General features: G+C 55.1%; 14 protein-coding genes and 4 pseudogenes. 7 read left to right on the plus strand and 11 right to left on the minus strand.

The features are described 5' to 3' along the window. The first annotated feature begins 33 nt into the window (after positions 1-33). Both HTUR_RS19700 and HTUR_RS19705 read left to right on the plus strand, forming a co-directional pair. Positions 34-837, plus strand: coding sequence for an alpha/beta fold hydrolase (locus HTUR_RS19700; protein WP_049942009.1), 804 nt, complete (start codon positions 34-36; stop codon positions 835-837). Positions 838-983: 146 nt separating this feature from the next. Next, entirely contained in the window at positions 984-1784 is an 801-nt protein-coding gene (locus HTUR_RS19705; protein WP_012945094.1) for an alpha/beta fold hydrolase, read from the plus strand. Positions 1785-2187: 403 nt separating this feature from the next. Here the strand turns inward: HTUR_RS19705 and HTUR_RS19710 are convergent, their stop codons facing one another. Then, positions 2188-2997, minus strand: a complete 810-nt coding sequence (locus tag HTUR_RS19710) for a helix-turn-helix transcriptional regulator (protein WP_012945095.1) — start codon at positions 2995-2997, stop codon at positions 2188-2190. A gap of 269 nt (positions 2998-3266) precedes the next feature. Here HTUR_RS19710 and HTUR_RS25710 point away from each other — a divergent pair, with 269 nt between their 5' ends. After that, positions 3267-3740, plus strand: coding sequence for a DUF1330 domain-containing protein (locus HTUR_RS25710; RefSeq protein WP_012945096.1), 474 nt, complete (start codon positions 3267-3269; stop codon positions 3738-3740). A gap of 859 nt (positions 3741-4599) precedes the next feature. On the opposite strand, the gene HTUR_RS19720 is transcribed toward HTUR_RS25710, so the two are convergent. The 3 genes from HTUR_RS19720 to HTUR_RS19730 form a co-directional block, all read right to left on the minus strand. Then, positions 4600-4941 (minus strand): cupredoxin domain-containing protein, encoded by a 342-nt coding sequence (locus HTUR_RS19720; RefSeq protein ID WP_226377543.1) that lies wholly within the window; start codon positions 4939-4941, stop codon positions 4600-4602. 105 nt (positions 4942-5046) lie between these two features. After that, positions 5047-6297: a ZIP family metal transporter gene (locus HTUR_RS19725; RefSeq protein ID WP_012945099.1), complete on the minus strand. Its 1251-nt coding sequence runs from the start codon at positions 6295-6297 to the stop codon at positions 5047-5049. A 1-nt stretch (position 6298) separates the two neighbouring features. Continuing rightward, positions 6299-7558, minus strand: coding sequence for a multicopper oxidase domain-containing protein (locus tag HTUR_RS19730; protein WP_012945100.1), 1260 nt, complete (start codon positions 7556-7558; stop codon positions 6299-6301). Between the two features lie 291 nt (positions 7559-7849). On the opposite strand from HTUR_RS19730, the gene HTUR_RS19735 reads away from it, so the two are divergent. Then, positions 7850-9472, plus strand: a complete 1623-nt coding sequence (locus tag HTUR_RS19735) for a long-chain-fatty-acid--CoA ligase (protein ID WP_012945101.1) — start codon at positions 7850-7852, stop codon at positions 9470-9472. Positions 9473-9754: 282 nt separating this feature from the next. Here the strand turns inward: HTUR_RS19735 and HTUR_RS19740 are convergent, their stop codons facing one another. The 3 genes from HTUR_RS19740 to HTUR_RS19750 form a co-directional block, all read right to left on the minus strand. Then, positions 9755-10258, minus strand: a complete 504-nt coding sequence (locus HTUR_RS19740; protein ID WP_012945102.1) for a winged helix-turn-helix transcriptional regulator — start codon at positions 10256-10258, stop codon at positions 9755-9757. A gap of 335 nt (positions 10259-10593) precedes the next feature. After that, positions 10594-11019 carry a hypothetical protein gene (locus HTUR_RS28665; RefSeq protein ID WP_012945103.1) on the minus strand — a complete coding sequence of 142 codons (426 nt, stop codon included), beginning with the start codon at positions 11017-11019 and terminating at the stop codon, positions 10594-10596. A 3-nt stretch (positions 11020-11022) separates the two neighbouring features. Next, positions 11023-12549 carry an aldehyde dehydrogenase family protein gene (locus HTUR_RS19750; RefSeq protein WP_012945104.1) on the minus strand — a complete coding sequence of 509 codons (1527 nt, stop codon included), beginning with the start codon at positions 12547-12549 and terminating at the stop codon, positions 11023-11025. A gap of 650 nt (positions 12550-13199) precedes the next feature. Between HTUR_RS19750 and HTUR_RS25720 the strand changes: the two are divergent. Next, positions 13200-13865 (plus strand): annotated as a pseudogene (locus HTUR_RS25720) (aldehyde dehydrogenase family protein); the annotation flags it as partial. Here HTUR_RS25720 and HTUR_RS19755 read toward each other — a convergent pair. Together HTUR_RS19755 and HTUR_RS19760 are read right to left on the minus strand one after the other, a co-directional pair. After that, positions 13863-13994 (minus strand): annotated as a pseudogene (locus HTUR_RS19755) (calcium-binding protein); the annotation flags it as partial. The pseudogenes HTUR_RS25720 and HTUR_RS19755 sit on opposite strands and share 3 nt — an antisense overlap. Before the next feature lie 211 nt (positions 13995-14205). Further along, positions 14206-16899, minus strand: a complete 2694-nt coding sequence (locus HTUR_RS19760; protein ID WP_049941959.1) for a glycoside hydrolase family 31 protein — start codon at positions 16897-16899, stop codon at positions 14206-14208. Positions 16900-17143: 244 nt separating this feature from the next. Here HTUR_RS19760 and HTUR_RS19765 point away from each other — a divergent pair. Together HTUR_RS19765 and HTUR_RS19770 are read left to right on the plus strand one after the other, a co-directional pair. Beyond that, positions 17144-17290: pseudogene (locus HTUR_RS19765) on the plus strand (IS66 family transposase); the annotation flags it as partial. Between the two features lie 51 nt (positions 17291-17341). After that, positions 17342-18162: pseudogene (locus HTUR_RS19770) on the plus strand (IS5 family transposase). 363 nt (positions 18163-18525) lie between these two features. Here the strand turns inward: HTUR_RS19770 and HTUR_RS19775 are convergent. Continuing rightward, positions 18526-19038 (minus strand): hypothetical protein, encoded by a 513-nt coding sequence (locus HTUR_RS19775; protein WP_012945106.1) that lies wholly within the window; start codon positions 19036-19038, stop codon positions 18526-18528. Further along, positions 19039-19341 (minus strand): hypothetical protein, encoded by a 303-nt coding sequence (locus HTUR_RS19780; RefSeq protein WP_012945107.1) that lies wholly within the window; start codon positions 19339-19341, stop codon positions 19039-19041. Positions 19342-19382: the final 41 nt, after the last annotated feature.

Raw genomic sequence — 19382 nt, forward strand, 5'->3', positions numbered from 1 at the left:
ACTTATCGTTGAGTGCATCGAATGATCATCGCTATGCCGTACGCCCAGTGTAACGGGGCCGACCTCTATTACGAAGACCGCGGCGAGGGCCAACCAATCGTGTTTCTCCACGGTGTGTTGCACAGTCTGCGGTTTTTCGAGCCACAGTTAGCTGGTCTCTCGGACGAGTACCGCGCGGTCGCCGTCGATTTCAGGGGGCACGGCCGGTCGGAGAAGACGGAACTGGGCCACACAGTCGCCCAATACGCCCGCGATATTCACACCTTCGTCGAACAACGAGACCTCGATGATGTCGTCCTCGTTGGATGGTCGTTGGGCGCGCTCGTCTCGTGGGAGTACGTGGATCAATTCGGCACCGAACGGATACGAGGACTGGTCGACGTCGACATGGAAGCATCTCGATTTCAGTGGGATGACTACGAGCACGGACTCACCGACCTGGAAGGAATCAAGGACACGCTCGCGTTGGTCCAGGGAGACCGGACGAGCATCATCGAACGCATGACGGAGCAGGTCTTCAAGGATCCCAGCGCCGAGACGAAAACGTTACAGTTCGACGAGATCTCCCGGACGCCGGCCTCGATCGGGACCGTCATCCTGATCGATGCGGTCACACGCGATTACCGACGCGTCCTCCCCGAGATAGATGTTCCCATGTTGGTGTGCGCCGGGGCAGAGGAAGAAACAACACGTGGGACCGTCGCGTCAGTGAGAAACGTCGTGGATTTCGTCCCAGACGCCCAGTTCGAACTGTTCGAAGACAGCGGCCACGGCCCGTGTTTCGAGGAACCCGAACGGTTCAATTGGGTCATGAGCCGGTTCGTCGACTCGATTTGAAAGATACGCGCCCTGTATTCAGTTCCGTCAAGAAAACCCTCAGACTGCTGTAAGAAGCGGCGTGCTGAATACAGAAGTCCTATTCAGCGTATTTCTGTTGTCTTGCCCACTATGATTATCCCTTAGTACGGTGTATATTCAGCGTTATGCCAGTCATCCAGTGCAACGGAGCCGATCTCTATTACGAGGATCACGGCGCGGGCCAACCAATAGTCTTCCTCCACGGTGGGGGAGATGGTCTCAGGTACTTTGAACCGCAGTTGACCGGCCTCTCGAACGAGTACCGAACGATCGCGTTCGATTTCAGAGGCCACGGTCGGTCCGAGAAGACGGACTTGGGGCATACACTACCGCAGTACGCACAGGATTTACGTGCGTTTCTCGACCAGCTCAATCTCGATAACATCGTTCTCGTCGGCTGGTCGATGGGTGCGATAGTGTCGTGGGAGTACATCGATCAGTTCGGCACAGATCGATTACTCGCATTGATCGATGTCGATATGGAACCATCGCCGCTACAACGGGAGGGTTACGACTACGGCAGTTACACCGTGGAAGGGCTCAGGGAAACCCTCGCTCGTATCCAGACGAATCCATTGGATCTCACCGATCAATCAATAGACGCACTGCTCAAAGATTCACCCTCCTGGGAACTGCGGACCATGATGTTTGACGAAGGATCTCGGACCCCGCCTCCAATTCAAGGGGCAATGCTTCTCGAATTGACGCGTGATTACCGAGACGTGCTTCCCGAAATTGATGTCCCGACGTTAGTTTGCGCCGGGGCGGACGAAACGTGGCGGAGCGTTGCATCCGTCGAGTACGTTGCGGAACTCATTCCGGATGCTCAATTTGAACGCTTCGAGGAAAGCGGACACTGTATTACCGTCGAAGAACCAGAACGATTCAATCACATCGTGAGTGATTTCGTCGAATCATTCGGCTGAATTTATACCTTCTATTCAGTACGGCCCCGAATATCACTCAAATCTGTTAAACCGGCGGCAGTCAGTAAGCACATCTACTGAGCGGCCATTTCTGTCTCATCCTTGTGAAAGACACTGCGTTCTCTGACATAGTGGAGTGTTCAGTATAGGGCAAGCAGTTGCCAAAGTGGCTATCGATCTATCCGAAATCTACCAAAAGTCATCTGCTGAATATAGAGGAGGAGTTCAGCACGACGATCTCGTTTGTTTCACGCCCGCCCTACTGAACCAGCCGTTCTATAGATCTGCGAACTTAGTGCTGATGCTTCTACCATCTATCGGAGATGTTGACTGAGTCGTGCTGATAGACAGCGCGTATTCATTAACTGCGTCCGCTACCTAACGCCGTAGAGCGCACCACGTGTTAGGCCTCCGGCAACATCGTCGGGTTGAGAGGCTCAGCCTCATCACGGTAGTCCTCGTAGAGTGACTTCGCCCACGAGACAACAACTGGATCATCAGTTACCACCAACCCTTCAACTCCATTCTGATCGTCCTCGCTCAACCAGAATCCGACTGTTGTATCGATTATATGGAAACTAATTGGAACTTCTCCATCGTACAAAAGAACATCGCCTCTCTCTGCACGTGTCTGCCAGATTGGTATCTGTTTCGGCTCTTCGCCAAGAGTATCGAACCAACTGGCTTCGATCACGGATTCAGAATCTAACTGTCCATGCATCGACTGATCGTGGATTAATTTCACAAACCGGCTGACGGCAAGTCGGACAAGCGACCGCTTCTTGTTCGCAGCACGGATCCACTCCGCTAAATAATCGAACGGCTCAACGGGATTCGTCTCGGTCGGCGTTATAATGTCGGCATCACGGAAATGCCGTGGATCAAGTTCACGAGCAGGTGGCGGAAGAAATCGGATCATCTCTCCGAGATGCCGGATACCCTTGACGGTCTGTAGGTAGTCGTGGAACTCGTTGGTCATGGTTTCTCCCCTGTCCGTGAGTTCGTATTGACTGCCCTCTGAGTCGATCCATCCCTGTGATTCCCCCTTGTTGAGGATGCGGGTAACGGTAGACCGTGAAGCTCCCGTCTGTTCTGCAAGGGCGCGACCCGTCGTCGACCCGTCGATGAGTGCTTCGAACACCCGCATGCTGTATGGCGAATTTACGAAGATTTGGACCTCTTCCAGCGCCTCATTCGTGTCGGATGTTGGCATATATCTCCCCCTTTGTGTCGGTCGCTATGTCCCAGAGTTGCTAATAGCTTGTGCGCGGGGTGAAGATCGGTGCAGGGGCTCGAAAACTCCCCATCGAGTAGGGCTATGAATCTCGCGATGGTAGGTGCCACCAAGGAACAGGGGGGTGAGAATCAACCATCGAATACGAGGAAAAGCGAATCGAAGGATAGCCGAAAGAGAAGTGATCAGGAATACACGAACCGACGTACGGTGATAAGAACCAGCGGTGGCCGTAGGAGAATGTGATCATGACGAACGAACCGAATCCAGACGGCGTCTTGCGCCGAACGCTGTTGAAAGCGGGGGCGGTCACAGCAGGCGCACTCGGAATGCTCCCGTCTGCAACAGCGAGTGGCCGTGCGAAGGAATCGCAGACTGACGAAACGACTAGAAGCGAATCTGCTCAATCCCAGAAGGGATATGTGATTACTGTCGAGGGGGTAACCGACAGGGAGCGGTTTATGAACGAATATCTTCCTGTTGCTGGAGAGACAATTGTCGCGCATGGCGGCGAGGCGCTCGTTCTCTCGTTTAATCCGACCGTGCTTGACGGTGAATGGGGTCATGACGTGACGAGCGTCTTGGAATTCCCATCCGTTCAAGCAGCGAGGGAGTGGTATGCCGATGACGCCTTGCAAGAAGTCCGGCCGATTCGCCACGAGACCACTGCCTACTCCAATAAGATCGTCACCTCTCAATACTCCCCGGAAGATAGCGCGTAAGAAATTCCACTATTTTTCTCCGCGACAAATCGGATGCAACCCCCCAACGTGAAGCGGTAGAGAAATACTCGGAGGGACGTGAGAATTCTTTCAACTATATCATGTTCTATGTAGATCCATCTGTCTAATACGATATTCTTGCCCTGTATTGAGCGTTCGACCTTCTACCTTGGTTGCTCCTCACTCCGTGCCATATCCGCGCTCTGTATTCATCACGACTCTTCGAACAGATACTCTGATTGGCAGGAATCCCAGCGGTCAGTAAGCATCTCTGTATAACAGCTGTTTCAGACAACATCACGTCTGAAGAATAGGATTTCAACAGGGCCAAATCTGGTGTCTTCCTCGCGTGATCTTGAGTGGACTGTCCATCTTGCGTGTTCCTGGCCGACTGTCCACCGTTCGCCAGCAGCGGCGGCCACGGTGCGGTGCTGGGCGTTCGCCGCGATCCTGTCCGTTCGGGCATCGATCGTCCGTCTGTTACCGCTGTCTTGCGACCAGACTCGAGAGTCCTTGGTGAAGTGGTATCGAAAGATACGGAGGGGGTGGTGATAACGAATTAACGTCAGAGGCACTTGACGCCCTCGTCGGGGGATTCAACCGTCACCGATCTCCCTCTACGGAATACTCACTCGTGTACTCCCAAGCGTCGAGGTCGTACCAGATCGTGGCTACGTGCGTTTTTGCGTCGTGCTCGTCGGGATCAACGCGCTCGCGAATCTCATCGAACGTCCTCAATCGGCGGGGCATGCGGTAGGCTGTGACTTTTTTACAGGGTGTCTGCCGCGCACTTCTCGAATGATGCGAGAGGAGCAACGATTCTCCAGCCGGATACCTGTCTTCTATTGCTTGAGGTGGCTCATTCGATCCGAATCGTTCCGACCATCCCAGAACTCTCGTGTGGGATACAATAGTATCCGTACGTTCCGGGTTGATCGAACGTGTGCTTGTAGTCCTCGCCCGGAGCGATGAGCCCCTCGTTGATCCGGTTTCTCGCAGCACGCTCTGACTCGAAGCCACCACTTGCGAAGTACGCGGCCTCGTCTGGAATCTCGTCTTCGTACGCTGTGACCGTGTGCTGGATGTCGCTCTCGTTCGTCCACGTTACCGTCTCCCCAGATTTGATCGTCGTAGTCTTCGGCTCAAACGTGTGGTTGTCGGGCATCGTGATGGTCTGGATCGACGATGCCTGCCCGCTCAAACATCCAGCGGTGCTGAGAGTCGCTAGGGTGGCAGTGCTAAGTCGCAACACCGTCCGCCGATCGTAATACTTGAGCGACATTGTAACAGAATTGGGCGATGTCTATTAGAGCGCCACGAGGAGGTCGGTCACGTACATAACGCCGAGGCCGAACAGGAATGCAAGCAGATTCGTGGCGCTGGCCACGCGACCGCCCGCATCCCGAACCATTCGCGCGATCTCCCAGTTGACCTGCAGGATCGCACCAACCCCGATCGCGAGGAAGAAGGCGCCGATCGTCGGCGAGTACGCGAGACTACCGATCCAGCCACCGAGGATGACGGGTGCGCCGGCGATAACGCCGAGTGCGGCGAAGTGCTTGAGCGACGGGCGTTTTCCGCGGGCAACCGGTGCAACGACGGCCGGGCCTTCCGTCACGTTGTGGAGCATGAACCCAATCACGAGGAATGCACCGAGCGACACGCGCCCGAGTGCAAACGAACTCCCGATAGCAAGTCCCTCCGCGAGGTTGTGCAGACCGATCCCTACCGCGACCAGATAGGCGATCCAGAGACCGCTACTCGCCCGACTATCGCCAGCGGCGACACGGCCCTCACGCCACGCACTGATCGCCTGGACCAGAAGAAGTGCGCCAAAGATTCCGAAGACGACCAGGAGGTTGCCCTCGTACGCGCCTGGAACCCGCTCGGCGAGTTCGAACGCCTCGAACCCGGCATCGAACGCCAAGAAGCTCAGTACGCCGGCCGCGAATAAGAGCACGGCGTGCAGCCACCGATCGCTCATCGTCTTGATGTAGGGGAACCACAGCATCCCGAGTGCGACCGGGATGACACCGACGAACAGCCCGATGACTGCAAGCGTCCCGAGCAGACTGAGGCTAAATCCGGGTGACTGACTCGGAGCGACGATCGTGTTATGGACCGTCGATCCGTCAGAGAGGACGAGAGCGACCTCGAGATCCCACCCCGGGTTCCAGTGATACGGAACCACGATCTGTGCGCTTTCCATCGGGGCGAGCGTTTGGTCACCACCGGCTCCGTCGACCCGGAAATTCCAGTAGGCTTCATCGACGAGGACCTGTGATATCGTCACGGATTCGGGCCCGTTATTCGTCACGTGCAGTACGACCGTGTCGTCGCTCGGAAGCGTTGTGTGCGTGACCGTCACGTCCGGGAGCGGTGTGCCGCTTTGAACACCGGCAAGCGGTGACGTGAACGCGAACACACCCAGGACGAGCACGAGCAACACGATCGGGAGTAACGCGCTGACCCACCGCGGTAATCCGAGGGGCTGTGTGGTCTCGTTCTCGGCTGGTACACCACCGTCCGTCGTCAAGTGTTCTCCTTTGTCCGTCATGTTAGACCACCTCGAAGAAGCTCATCCAGCCGAGTTCGGCAAACTCCGATTGATGCGCGTGGAACATGTACAGTCCGGGTTCGTGATCCGAGTAGTCGATCTCGAGGATACCGCGCTGCGCCTGCGTCTGCATGATCGTATCCACAGTCTTGCGCGTTGGCGTCAGCGTCGTCCCATGGTCATAATAGTCGAAGAACTGCGAGTGCGTGTGGAACGAATTGATGAGGTCGAACTCCGTGGCATTGGCGAGGTACACGCGCTGGAGTTCGTTCTTGTCAATCTGGATGGGGCGTTTCGTCTCGCCCGCCGTCCAGTTACCGTTGCCGTCGGTTTCACCGACCCCGTATCCGAACGCCCGTGTGTTCGCCGCGTAGACCTCGTTTCCGCCGTCGAAGTTGGTATCGAACGAGTTCATTATCATTACCATCTCGTTGACGGCGTCGTTTTCGGCGTACTCGTGATTCCGACTCCTTGCCTCTTCGACGAGCTGTGTCCGGAAGTCGTCAGTAATCGGGCCAGGGTAATTGACGTAGTCGCGTGGGTTCTCCCTAACGCGTTCGGGGTCCGGATCAACGATGATCGTGCCGTAGAGTCCGCGGTGGATGTGCTCTTTCAGCGGGAGCGAGTGGCAGTGATAGAAGTGTGTGCCGGCGGGCTGGGCGATCCACTCGTAGGTGAAGGATTCCCCCGTATCGAGCACACCTGGCCCGTTCTGAGGGATTCCATCCATTCGCGGGTTGAGGTTCTTCAGATGCGGGTGAATCGTGTGAGCATGCCGTCCCAAGTTCGTGAACTTGATCCGGAGTAGGTCTCCCTCAACGGCGCGGATCGTCGGACCCGGCACCTGGCCGTTGTACGCCCATGCCTGGAACTCGACGCCCGGCGCGATGGTAATCGTCGTGTCGACGGCAGTTACTTCGAACTCCCGGATGGTTCGGCCATCCACCTCGTAGATCTGCTGGGGAACGTTATCCTGTCCGCTGTCTCCGGTGTTGAACGCGGTGAGGAACTCGTGCGGGTCGAAATCCAGATCCTGGTATTCGCCCACCGTGCCGAAGTTGCCGTGTCCATCCTCGTCGTTGTGGCCGGGCGACACACTTGCTTGGGTACTCCCGAGTCCGACTGCTGCACTCCCGGCGACACCGAGACTGCCGAGTACTGTGCGACGACTGACGCTCGTTTCACCGGTGAGTGATTCGATCAATCGCTGTTCGAGACGTTCTGTGACGTCTGCTGCACTATCGTAATCTATCGAGGGCATGATCTCCTCCGCTGGTTGAGCCTACGGATACCCATATGCGCTAGTTGGCTCTTCCAATATATAAATTAGACGCGTCTAAACTTTGAGCGAGTCTAGGCTAATTAGAGCTGGTGGATTTTCGAGCTGTTTAGTTAGTACCCTCAGTGAGAGGTACTGGAACGATGCGGAGCGGCGAGTCGGCTAGCAGTAGATTCCGGGTAACCGCGCCCGCGGTTCGGCTCGTGTTTCGGTTTTGGCACTGATTGACCCGTCCGCAAGGAATATAATGAACGTTACTCAAGAACCACGTGTATGGAGGTCCCACTCCTCGTAACAGACTTTCTTGACCGGGCGCGCAAGTACTATGGCGACGAGGAGGCCGTCGTCGCGACGACGGGCGAACGCTACACCTACGACGACTTGGGCGATCGCGCTGATCGACTCTCTGCGGTACTCCGGGAGCGGGGCATCGAGAAGGGCGATCGGGTGGCAGTGCTCGACCCGAACACCCACTACCACCTCGAGTCGGCCTATGGGATTATGCAGCTCGGGGCGATCCATACGCCGCTGAACTATCGTTTGACGTCCGAGGACTACGAATACATGCTCGACGACGCAGGCGTCGACGCCGTCATCGCGGACTACGAGTACGCCGAGAGGATCGACGCCGTTCGTGACGAGGTGCCGACGGAGACCTTTATCGCGACCGACGCCGATGCCCTCAATGGATGTGACGGGGAGTGGGAGGACTTCGAGACCCTCATCGATGACGCCTCGCCTGAGTACGACCGTCCCGAGATGAGCGAGGACGACGTCATCACGATCAACTATACTTCGGGGACGACAGGTGATCCGAAGGGGGTCATGCGGACCCACCGCACTGAGGCCCTACACGCCCAGTTGGTGACGATCCACCACGAGATCACCGACGACGACGTCTACCTCTGGACGCTGCCGATGTTTCACGTCAACGGCTGGGGCCACATCTACGCGATCACGGGAATTGGCGCGAAACACGTCTGTACCCGCGGCGTCGACGCCGAGACGAATCTCCGGCAGATCCGCGAGGAGGACGTCTCCTTCCTGTGCTGTGCGCCGACCGTGCTGACGCTGTTCGAGGAGTACCTCATGGACGAGGACGTGCCGACGACGGGCGACGCACCGATGCGGGTCACTGCGGCTGGCGCCGCTCCCCCCGAGAGTATCATCGAGACCGTCGAGGAGGAGTTCGGCTGGCACTTCCGCCAGCTCTACGGCGCGACCGAAACCGGCCCTCTGATCGGCACCTCCGCGACCCGGCGGCTGATAGACGAGGACAGCGCGGAGCGATTCGCGCTGAAGAAGCGACAGGGGATCGCCCCCCTCGCAACTGAGGTCGAGGTCGTTGACGACGATGGTGAGGAGGTGCCCTGGGACGACGAGACGATCGGCGAGATCGTCGTTCGGGGCAACCAGGTGATGGACGGCTACTGGGAGAAACCCGAGGAGACTGAGGAGTCGTTCGACGACAAGCGCGAGGGCTGGTTCCACACGGGCGATCTGGCCGTCGTCAATGAGGACGGGCTGATGGCGATCCAGGACCGCAAGAAGGACATCATCGTCTCCGGCGGCGAGAACATCTCGAGCATCGAACTTGAGGACGTGCTGTTCGACCACCCCGACGTCGCCGACGTGGCGATCATCCCTACGCCGAGCGAGAAGTGGGGCGAGACGCCGAAGGCGTTCGTCGTTCCGGCGAGCGGCGATCCCGAGAATCCGCCGGTCACCAAGGATGACCTGACGGCATACACCCGCGAGCGGCTCGCCGGATACAAGGTCGTCCACCGCGTCGAGTTTGTCGACGAGCTGCCGAAGACGGCGACTGGAAAGACTCAGAAGTACGAACTCCGTGAGCGGGAGTGGGAGGACGAGGAGACGATGGTCGGACAGGGGTAGCCGCCCCACTTTAGTTCTCAACCTTGCCCGTTGGTAGAATGATGTTAGGACATATACCAAGGCACTGAAAATATATTTCTTAGCGTTGTGAGAGCTCGGATTGATGCATACAAAACAGACAGGACCCCTCAGTTAACCAACACAGTAGGTTGTATGTTGGTTAACTCGGTGCGGAAATCCAGATCTCGACGTTCACTAGCCAGACAACTCACCGAGTTCAAGAACTGATGCTACCACATCGGACAAATGGGGAGAAGACGAGGCGGAACAATGGTCTATATCCTATGTAGCTCTAGAAGAAAGCGGCTGCTGCTCGAGCGGTGGGCCCATCTGTACGACCCAGTTCTTCTCGAGGGTGTCTGATACTGTAAGTGCAATTGCTAGTCGCAGCCACGGGCCGACCGTCGGATGATCGAGTAATCGCGACGGATCCGGTTGCCAGAACAGCACGCTACCGAGTGGGTCGTCGGGATCACCACATCGCGCTGGCGGGAGGAGTGTCTCGAGAAATGCGTCGGCGGCGTCGAGGAGCGTCTGGTTCCCCTTGAGGACAGTTGGAACAACCGAATCGCGGCGTTCAACAGCCGTCTGAAACGAGAGCGCCAAACGATATCCGGTCTCGTCAATCCGGATGAGAGCGAACGCCTCGAGCCGGTTGCGATAGTTCCGGATGGTCCGTGCTGAGACGCCCGCTTGGTCGGCGAGGTCCCGCTGTGACAGGCGGTTTTCGGCTGTGAGAAGCGTGTGAATGATTCGGCCAACTGTCGGTGGGAGATCGGGGAGCATAACCACATATAGTTATATAGATAGCTGAAAAGTACATCGTAAAATTAGATCAATAGATCTTGTTTCGTTAGTTTGTAGGGTCTTATCGTCGGATCTTTACTGAGTGTTCAGCCGTCATAACCGGCTCCGTTGAGTTGGGACACGCAAGCAGCACAAGAGTGCCATCTGCACGACGTTCAGCGGTGAATGTAGGCGCCGGTGGGATTCCATAGTCCGATGGTGTGCGATAGTTCGATGCGATTGCCCATGTTCGTGCGAGCATTCGTCCTGCCTCGGTTGAGTTGTCGACAGCGTTTTTCTCTGGCTTCGTTTGGTCCTCGTCACTCATTTGTTGCTTATTTCTCGTTCTCTAATGGAACCGGCACACGATCCCCGTTCCCAGGGAGTGCCAACTCATCGGTTGTACTCGTGAGTACCTCTCCAGACGGATGAAATGCGACGGCAATTGATCCAGCCTCGTGCATTTTGGCGAACGTTCGGACAAGTTCCGTTTGGTCAAATCCGTTGGGAGCGTCGACGTTAACTCGATCAATCAGCTGATCGCTCTGGAGTTGCACCCAACCGGTAAGCGCAAGTTCGACTTTCGTCCCACTCGGCCCATCGAACTGCTCTCCTATTATCGAGTCACCGATTATACTCTGATGCAAGCGCTCGTGAGTCCCGGACGGGACAACGTAGACACTACCGTCGGGTGAGACGGTAAGATGGCGGACGTACTCGCCTTCCCACTTAGAAAATGGGATTGAGCCCGGCTCGCTCATCGCCTACTGCAGACCGATGTTGATGGTTTTCGTTTGTGTGTAGTGGTCGGCGAGTGCCTCGTATCCGATTTCACGGCCGATACCGGACTCTTTGTAGCCGCCGAAGGGCTGTCCAGCTGGGAAGGAGTTGTACTGGTTCACCCAGATCGTCCCAGCTTCGATATCTTTCGCTGTCTGATAAGCTTTCGTCAGGTCGTTTGTGAGGATACCCGCTGCGAGCCCATAGTCGACGTCGTTCGCCAGTTTGATCATCTTCTCGTAGTCGGTCCACTCGAAGACTTCTTGAACCGGGCCGAAGATTTCCTCTTGGACGGCACGGTTGTTGTGATCAATATTGTCGATCAGCGTCGGCGAGACGAAGCTTCCCTCTTCGAGAGCGTCGTCGTCGGGTACGTCACCGCCGGTAATGAAGTCGGCACCAGCGTCACGAGCTTCCTGGATGTACTCGAGCGTATTCTGGGCCTGTTCTTCGGTCACCTTCGGCCCAAGAGTCGTTTCTTCGAGAAGGGGATCGTCAATCACGAGGTCCTCAGCAGTGGACGCCAGAGCGTCGAGGAACTCTTCTTTGATATTGCTGTGGATGAACAGCCGTGATCCCGCGGAACAGCACTCACCCGTGTTGTAGAAGATGGCTGTTATCGTCGTGTTGACTGCCTTTTCAAGATCCGCGTCAGGGTAGATGATCAGCGGGCTTTTTCCACCAAGCTCGAGCGTGATGTCGTGGACGTTCTCGGCAGCCTGTGCCATTACTTGCTTACCGATCTCGGTTGATCCGGTGAAGGCAAGTTTTCGAATATCTGGATGTTTCGCCAGTGGTTCGCCAGCTTCAGGTCCGAAGCCGGTAACGACGTTCACGACCCCATCGGGAAGTACGTCGTCGACTTCGTCCATCAGCTTGAGGATTGTCAACGGTGTCTGTTCGGCCGGCTTGAGCACCGAACAATTGCCTGCAGCGAGCGCTGGGCCGAGTTTCCACGCTGCCATCAACAGTGGGAAGTTCCACGGTGTGATCTGGCCAACGACACCGTACGGTTCGGAGATCGTTTGGACGTGCTGGCTCTCACCACCACTTGGGATGGTGTCCCCGCCGTTGACACGGGTTGCGCCAGCGAAATAGCGGAAGTGATCAGCGACCAGCTCCATATCGACTCTGGACTCACTGATCGGTTTCCCATTGTCGAGCGTTTCGAGGAGCGCGAATTCCTCCTTGCTTTGCTCGACTCTGTCGGCGATCTCCTCGAGAACACGCTGGCGATCCGCCGCCGAGTAGTTCGACCAAGTGTCGTCGTAAGCAGTCCATGCCGCCTCGACTGCGCGATCGATGTCCTTGTCGTTTCCTGCTTGGACTGTTGCAAGTGAGTCGCCGGTTGTTGGATCTCGGGTTTCGAATGTTTCTCCCGAAGAACTTGTCGTCCACTCGCCACCGATATAAAGTTTCAGATTCGGTGGAACGACGTCCGCTGCGGTCTCTTGATGACGTTGTTCGATATCACTCTTCCGCTCAGTGGCTGACTGGGATTCAGTCGACATTTCATGCCAACAATCGGCATCCAGTACATAAAGATATGTGACTAAGAATAGATATATTAATCGATTCTAATTACATATATCCGATTTAGCTTTAACTAGCGCTTAGAAATGAACTACTTGTGGTTAACCAACCGAATTGTCTGATTATCACCGTTAGATATCTTTTTATCAACCTGCCTAAGGTGCACTTATAAGGAACAAATTTAGATGATGAAATATCTTGCAAATAAAGATGTGGCTGAACGTTCGAGTCGGCTACTGACTGGATTCTATCAATTTCACAGGAATTATAGCTAACTTTGATTCTCCAATCAAAGAAGCCCCACGGTGACGGTAGAACACCGTGAGGGACGACCAGGTGAATTCACAAGGGACGATTGGATGTGCAGAACATCTTGACAGGTACTACCTTGGAGTGTTCTGCAATTGTGCTACTACCACACACATATAAAATCTAATTGAAGCTCTCGCAGCTTAGTAATCTGAGGTAGTTACTAAGATCTAGAATCTATTTAACTAAAGCAATAGAATAAACCATATATAGTTTACAGTGCAGATATGCTATAACTATACTCATCAGAATCAATTTCATCGGTCTATCCAGAGTGACCTCTACTGGATCAAAATCTAGTGACTCCTGGTGAGAGAACATGCCAATCACGAAAAAAGAACATTATCAGCTATTCATCGACGGAGAGAGTATTGACGCATCATCCACCGTCAATCTCACAACTACTGACCCTGCAACTGAGGAACCGATTGCACAGTTTGCAGCGGCAACGGCTAGCGATGTTGATCGAGCGATCAAGTCTGCTTGAGGAGCACTTTCAGACTGGCAATCCAAGACGCCTATTGAACGTGGCCAGATCGTCTATCAGGTTGCAAATGAGATTCGAGACCACACGGAAGAGCTAGCTCGAATCGAGTGCCAGGATCAGGGTAAACCTCTTACCCAGGCTCGGAGCGACGTTGACGATGCAGTTCGTTACTTCGATTATTATGCTGGTGCGGCCGACAAACTCGAGGGGAAACGTGTTCCTCGAGGTCGGGAAAATCTCGACATGACGATTCGGAAGCCGTACGGTGTTAGTGGGCAGATCATTCCCTGGAATTTTCCCCTCAGTATTGCAGCTCGAGGTGTGGCACCTGTGCTTGTTGCCGGAAATACAGTCGTTGTAAAACCAGCACCGACGACACCACTCTCCGCGCTGCATTTGGCGGAGATCTGTCGGGATGCCGGTGTTCCTGATGGAGTCGTCAACGTCATCACTGGCGGTGCGGAACCGGGAGCCGCCCTTTCGTCACACGAGGGTGTCCTCCAAGGGCGACTCTTCTCGCTCAGTGATACAGCATGCTTCAAAGGGAAAGTCCAACGTATCGTCCAGATAAGCATACCACTCCATCGCTTGCTCTTCTGAACCATAGGTGTCGACGATGATCTCCATCTTAACGCGTTCTCGTGGAACGGAATATCGAAAAACGAATGACCGATCGACTACTCGCCAGAGGTTGTCTCGAGCGAAGCGAACGCAGATAACAAAGGTAGTGAAACGTGTGACTTCAAGTGACCGAATTTTCAAGCTGTTGGGACACATTTGTGACATTCTCTCCGCCGTTTACGGCGAGGAGGATGTCACGAGCCTTGTATGAGGGTGCTTATCGACCGCGCCCGGGGTTGTCACCGCCATTGAAGAATAGTTTCACATCTCGTTCTTCATCAGCAGGGATGTGGACCAACACTGCGTCTGCATCAGCATCGTAGGCGAACGATTCAGGAATATCCTCAACATCATCGGCGTTGACTTCCTCATACTTGTTGGAGGCGGCCTGAACCTTCCGAGGAGCCTCCGAGAGATCAAGGTTTAGCAGGTACGACGAGAGTTCCGAGTCGTAATTCTGCACATCGAGTTCTCGCTCGAAGGTGACAACACCGTCGTTGTTCTCCGAGACAGAGAAGTGAGTAACGTTGTACTCTCCATCTTCGAAGGCGCGGGTCTCACCATCATCCTCATAGAATGAGTAGGCAGCCTCGTCATCAAGGTAGGTGCGGAGCTCAAGTGTCGTCAGCGACTTCTCGCCAGTATACTGCTGGACCTCGCGCATCGGAACGATCGAGTCCTTCCGCACGAAAATCGGTAGGTGATCGATTGGTGCATCGACGGTAATCATTTGATCACCGTCGTAGACCTCATTGGTCCAGAAGTCGACCCAGATCTCGCCCTCGGGCAAGTACACTTCGCGCGAAGTTGCCCCTTGCTCGACGACCGGTGCGATCATCATGTTGTCACCGAACATGAACTGGTCGATGATATCTCGAGTATCCGGATCATTCTGGTAGAGGTAGACCAGCGGCTGCTGGATTGGCTTGCCGGTTTCGGCAGACGCCTGAAATTCGTTATAGAGGTACGGCATCAGTCGGTAGCGCAGTTCGATATACTTCTTGCTGATTTCGATAGCCTCCTCACCGAATGTCCAGGGGTGTTGGTTGCGCACGTCGGCCTCTCCATCGGCTTTTCGATGCGTATCGGTGTGGTTCCGGAAGTATGGGAGGAACGCACCCATCTCCATCCACCGTTTGAATAGCTCGGGTGTGGGCCGTCCGGCGAATCCGCCAACGTCGTGGCCGCAAAACGCCATTCCCGACAGACCAAGATTCAGCTGCATCGGGATCGACATCCGCAGGTGCGACCATTCGCTGACGTTGTCGCCAGTCCAGATCGCCGCGAGTCGCTGGCCGCCGGCGTACAGGTTTCGGTTCAGGAGGAAGGGACGCTGATCGGGTTTGTAGATGTCGTAGGCTTCGCGAGACGCGCGGGCGTAGTCGAACCCGTACATGTTGTGATACTCCTCATGGAGCATCGTATCTGCGCCCGTACCGTGGATATTGTCCGCCGGCATCGTCCAATCGTACTTGTCGTTCTCCTGGAACACCGCCGGCTCACCCATGTCGTTCTTGATTCCGTCGAAGCCGGCATCGAAGAACACATTGTGCTGGTCGGCCCACCAGCTGCGGACTTCGCTACGAGAGAAGTCCGGCCACACCGCGTCCGTGGGATCGTCTGCGACGTCTTGGGTCGGCCAGACCGGTCCGTAGAACGTATCGCCGTTGACGTTCTTGGTCCAGTACTCGTTCTCGGTCCCCTCGAGATAGGGCCTATAGGGTTCGTCTTCGCCATCGCCATCAACGTCGGCCTCTTTGTCGACCGCGACGCCGGGGTCGTTGACCGCGACTGTCTTGAGCTCAGGCACCTCTTCGTTGAGCGTGTGAAGTGCCTCTCGGTGTGCCCCCTGAATGGTGAAGACGCGATAGTCATCCATGTAACCAATGTCGAAGTGCATCGCGTCCAGCGGGATTTCCTCCTCGCGGTACCGCTGGGGCACCTCGGCAAGTTCTTCTGGGCTATACTCCCATTTGCTCTGATGATACGCGATAGCCCACTTGGGCGGAAGGCTGATCGTCCCTGTGAGGTCCGTATATCGCTCGAGAACGTCACTTATCTCAGGCCCGTACGCGAAGTAGTAGGTCAACTGGCCGCCATCGGCTAGGAAGTAGTAGTAGTCTTCTTCCGCTTGAGAATTGGAGCTCTTTTCCGAGGTGTCTGGGTCGTCGGCCATATGGAAGACCGAGTGCGAAGGATTATCGAAGAAGAGGCCGTACGCACCCGTCTCCTTGAGACCAACGAAGAAAGGAACCGACGTGTAGACGTAGTCGTTGGTATCTCCGTAGCCGTACTGATCGGTGTTCCAATTTTCGAGTTTCTTGCCCCGTTGGTCAAGGGTTAGTTCGGGCTGCTCGCCAAAGCCGTAGAAGGACTCGTCCACGTCGGCTTTCTTATACGCGTAGGGTTTGCTCCCTTCATAGCCCGCCGTTCCTTTGTCAAGGTAGTCCTCGTTGACGACATTACCCTCTTCGTCAAGAAACTTCACACCGAAGCGGTCCTTCTTGACCTCGACAGTGATGGTTTCTGTACCGATCGCAATGGTATCCGCGGTCTCGTCAACGCTAAAGTTCGGTGCATCCCAATCTTCACGGCCGTTAGCAATACCGCGGGACTCGTACTCTTCTTCGTCTCTGTCTACAATCGAAACACGGGCGAAGTCGTCGTCGAACAGGCGAATATAACCATCATATTCACCAAGATCGAATCTTACTCCATCTCCAAGAACCTCATGGTCTTGAACTGAAAGTTCCATGAGATTGTCCTCGTCCAGTTCGGGTTCATAATGAATTTTTGAATCATAATGATCCGCTTGGACAGGGACAGAAGCGAGGGTACTCCCTGCAAGAAGTGCGGCTGTCGATTTCAGTACAGATCGTCGGTTGACATCGTAGCGGCGGTTTTCAAACATCCGATGAAGAATTTCTTCACATCTGTAATAAGATTTCTGCTAGCTATCCCTACATAAAATGAATGATTTAAATATTCTTTTATTACATGTGTTTAGCCCGAGCTGATTTCGATACTGACTCGTAAGAAGCGTTCAACGGACATGATATGAACAGGCAGCAGAGATTGGATGCGGCTCTCAGGGATGGGCTCCGCAGCGGAGCCCATCCCGTTGCCTCTGCTGTCACTACTAGTTGGTGGAGTCTGTGAACGCAGACAATTTCACCAAGGAAGAGCTCCTTTCTCGGCTTCTCCAACTTGAGCAACGGATCGAAGAACTCGAACAGGAAGTTGATCAAAAGGATGAGCGGACAGAAGAACTCGAAACGCGCCTTCGCAAATACGAAAATCCGGCTCTGTTGAAATCCTCAGAGGGTTACAGGTTCGACCGGTAGTGTGAGCGAATGCAGGCCCTTCCGAAGTCACGATTGCTCCAGTTTGTTGAGCAGGCATTTCACTTAGCCCGGCGAACTGTGGCTCGGTACCCTCGAAGTTCTCAAAACGGCGGTACACACTCCATCAACACATTGTCCTGCTCTGTCTCAAAGTTCGGAAAAACACGACGTACCGAACGCTTCTCGACGAACTTATCGAGATGCCTCGGATTCGGAGCGCTATCGACATTGAGGAACTCCCTTCTCCTTCGACGTTGTGTAAAGCGTTCAATCGGCTCGATATGGCGGTTTGGCGTGTCCTGCTCAACCTCTCGGTCGCACTCCTCCCAACCAACGGTGTCGTCGGTATCGATGCATCCGGTTTCGACCGTAACTACGCCTCAAAACACTACACGAAGCGAACGAAGTTGATAATTCAGCAGCTGAAAGTCACGCTCCTCGTAGACACGAAGTCGAACGCGATTATCGATCTGCACGTGACGACGACCAGAAAGCACGACTCTCAGATCGCGCCGTCGCTCATCAAGCGGAATACCGATGAGGTGGCGATTCTCCTCGGCGACAAGGGATACGAGGACCAGAAGATTCGCGCGTTAGTCCATGAGAGGGATGTTCGTCCGCTTATCAAACACCGCGAGTTTTCGCCGGTTCACAAGGCGTGGAACGCTCGGTTGGATGCCGATCTCTATGGTCAGCGCAGTCAGAACGAGGCGGTAAACTCCCGCCTCAAACGGAAATATGGCGCATTCGTTCGCTCACGGCACTGGTGGAAGCAGTTCCGTGAACTCGTTGTCGGCTGTATCACTCACAACATCGACCGATCGCTCTAATTGGCAGATACAGGGAAGTTACGTATCAATAAGGGCGAAATCGGTACCACCGCAGTCTGGGCATAAATCCCAATGTAGTGGATTGGGGTCAGCATCGCTTATCGCCTGTAAAACGAATCCACAACCCTGGCATTCACTAAAGTTATTCAAGCAAGAGGAATTAAGTGATCGATTGTCTTTGCTACTGCACCATAGTGATTTGGTGATAGAAGGAGGATAGCAAGTTATATTCGCACGTGTAGTGAACGGATAGTTTGCTCCAGAGTGGGTGAAAAGAACGGTATGTGGATCGTTCTCTGACACCCTCAGTACGGATGGGGAGAAGAGGAGGTAACTGAGAACTCGAGGGCGACAGCGTCGGTGTCAAGACTCCTCGAGCAGCGAGCGGGCCCGTTGTACGTAGCTGTTTGCGTCCCAACTGCGGGCGTCACTGATCTCGTCAAGGAGCATCCGAGCATCGGCAGCTGACAGCTGCTCAGTTTGAACGAGGACCGAGAGCAGCGTCGGCGTCGTTACGAGACGAGTATCAGTGAGTGACGCGTGGATCAAGCCGAGTTGGTTGAACTCGTCACAGAGAAATAGTGTGGCATCGAGTTCATTCGCGAGGGTGACAGCAGCGTTCTCGCCGTCATCAAGCGGAAATTCGGCGTCGAGGTCGATTGACCGTGTCTCGAGCGTCTCAGTTCGCTCGAGCACGTCGGTTGCGGCACGACCGTGTGCGTCATCGTACGAGGCGATCTCCCGAAGTTCCTCGATGACCGCCGTTGGGACGACGACCTCGTATTGGGCCAGACAGATTGAGAGTGGATCGGGATCGCTGGCTGCAACGTTCCCAAGACTGACGAGGGCGGAGGAGTCTGCGACAAGCCGCGACATCTATGCGTCAGCGACCTCGTCGATAAAGTCCTCGTCCAGCTGTTGTTTCAACACCCGGAGATTCGCCGCTTCTTCGGCACCGACGAGTGCTTTGAGTTGCTCGAAGGAAATCTCGTCGTCGTAGTAGGCGGCCGCGATCTCTTGGGTGAGAGCATCGTCGTGAGCGGCCTCCTGAAGGTATTCGCGAAGCGCAGTTACGAGGATGTCTGTCCGGTCCTCCCCGAGCACGTCCGCGAGAGCATCGGTGCGATCGATGAGCCGGTGCGGTGCTCGGAACTGGACGCGCTTCTTGTCGCCACTCATTATGTGTACAATGTGAGCTAGACTACTTAGCCCTTGTCGTG

It is taken from the genome of Haloterrigena turkmenica DSM 5511 (genome assembly GCF_000025325.1).
In the GTDB taxonomy this organism is placed as follows: Archaea; Halobacteriota; Halobacteria; order Halobacteriales; family Natrialbaceae; genus Haloterrigena; species Haloterrigena turkmenica.

Coding starts and splice junctions, on each gene's coding strand:
- HTUR_RS19740 (WP_012945102.1), bottom strand. CDS start 10,258: ATGCTCCCCGATCTCCCACCGACAGTTGGCCGAATCATTCACACGCTT.
- HTUR_RS19730 (WP_012945100.1), bottom strand. CDS start 7,558: ATGCCCTCGATAGATTACGATAGTGCAGCAGACGTCACAGAACGTCTC.
- HTUR_RS19775 (WP_012945106.1), bottom strand. CDS start 19,038: ATGTCGCGGCTTGTCGCAGACTCCTCCGCCCTCGTCAGTCTTGGGAAC.
- HTUR_RS19760 (WP_049941959.1), bottom strand. CDS start 16,899: ATGTTTGAAAACCGCCGCTACGATGTCAACCGACGATCTGTACTGAAA.
- HTUR_RS19725 (WP_012945099.1), bottom strand. CDS start 6,297: ATGACGGACAAAGGAGAACACTTGACGACGGACGGTGGTGTACCAGCC.
- HTUR_RS19780 (WP_012945107.1), bottom strand. CDS start 19,341: ATGAGTGGCGACAAGAAGCGCGTCCAGTTCCGAGCACCGCACCGGCTC.
- HTUR_RS19705 (WP_012945094.1), top strand. CDS start 984: ATGCCAGTCATCCAGTGCAACGGAGCCGATCTCTATTACGAGGATCAC.
- HTUR_RS19710 (WP_012945095.1), bottom strand. CDS start 2,997: ATGCCAACATCCGACACGAATGAGGCGCTGGAAGAGGTCCAAATCTTC.
- HTUR_RS25710 (WP_012945096.1), top strand. CDS start 3,267: ATGACGAACGAACCGAATCCAGACGGCGTCTTGCGCCGAACGCTGTTG.
- HTUR_RS19735 (WP_012945101.1), top strand. CDS start 7,850: ATGGAGGTCCCACTCCTCGTAACAGACTTTCTTGACCGGGCGCGCAAG.
- HTUR_RS19700 (WP_049942009.1), top strand. CDS start 34: ATGCCGTACGCCCAGTGTAACGGGGCCGACCTCTATTACGAAGACCGC.
- HTUR_RS19750 (WP_012945104.1), bottom strand. CDS start 12,549: ATGTCGACTGAATCCCAGTCAGCCACTGAGCGGAAGAGTGATATCGAA.
- HTUR_RS28665 (WP_012945103.1), bottom strand. CDS start 11,019: ATGAGCGAGCCGGGCTCAATCCCATTTTCTAAGTGGGAAGGCGAGTAC.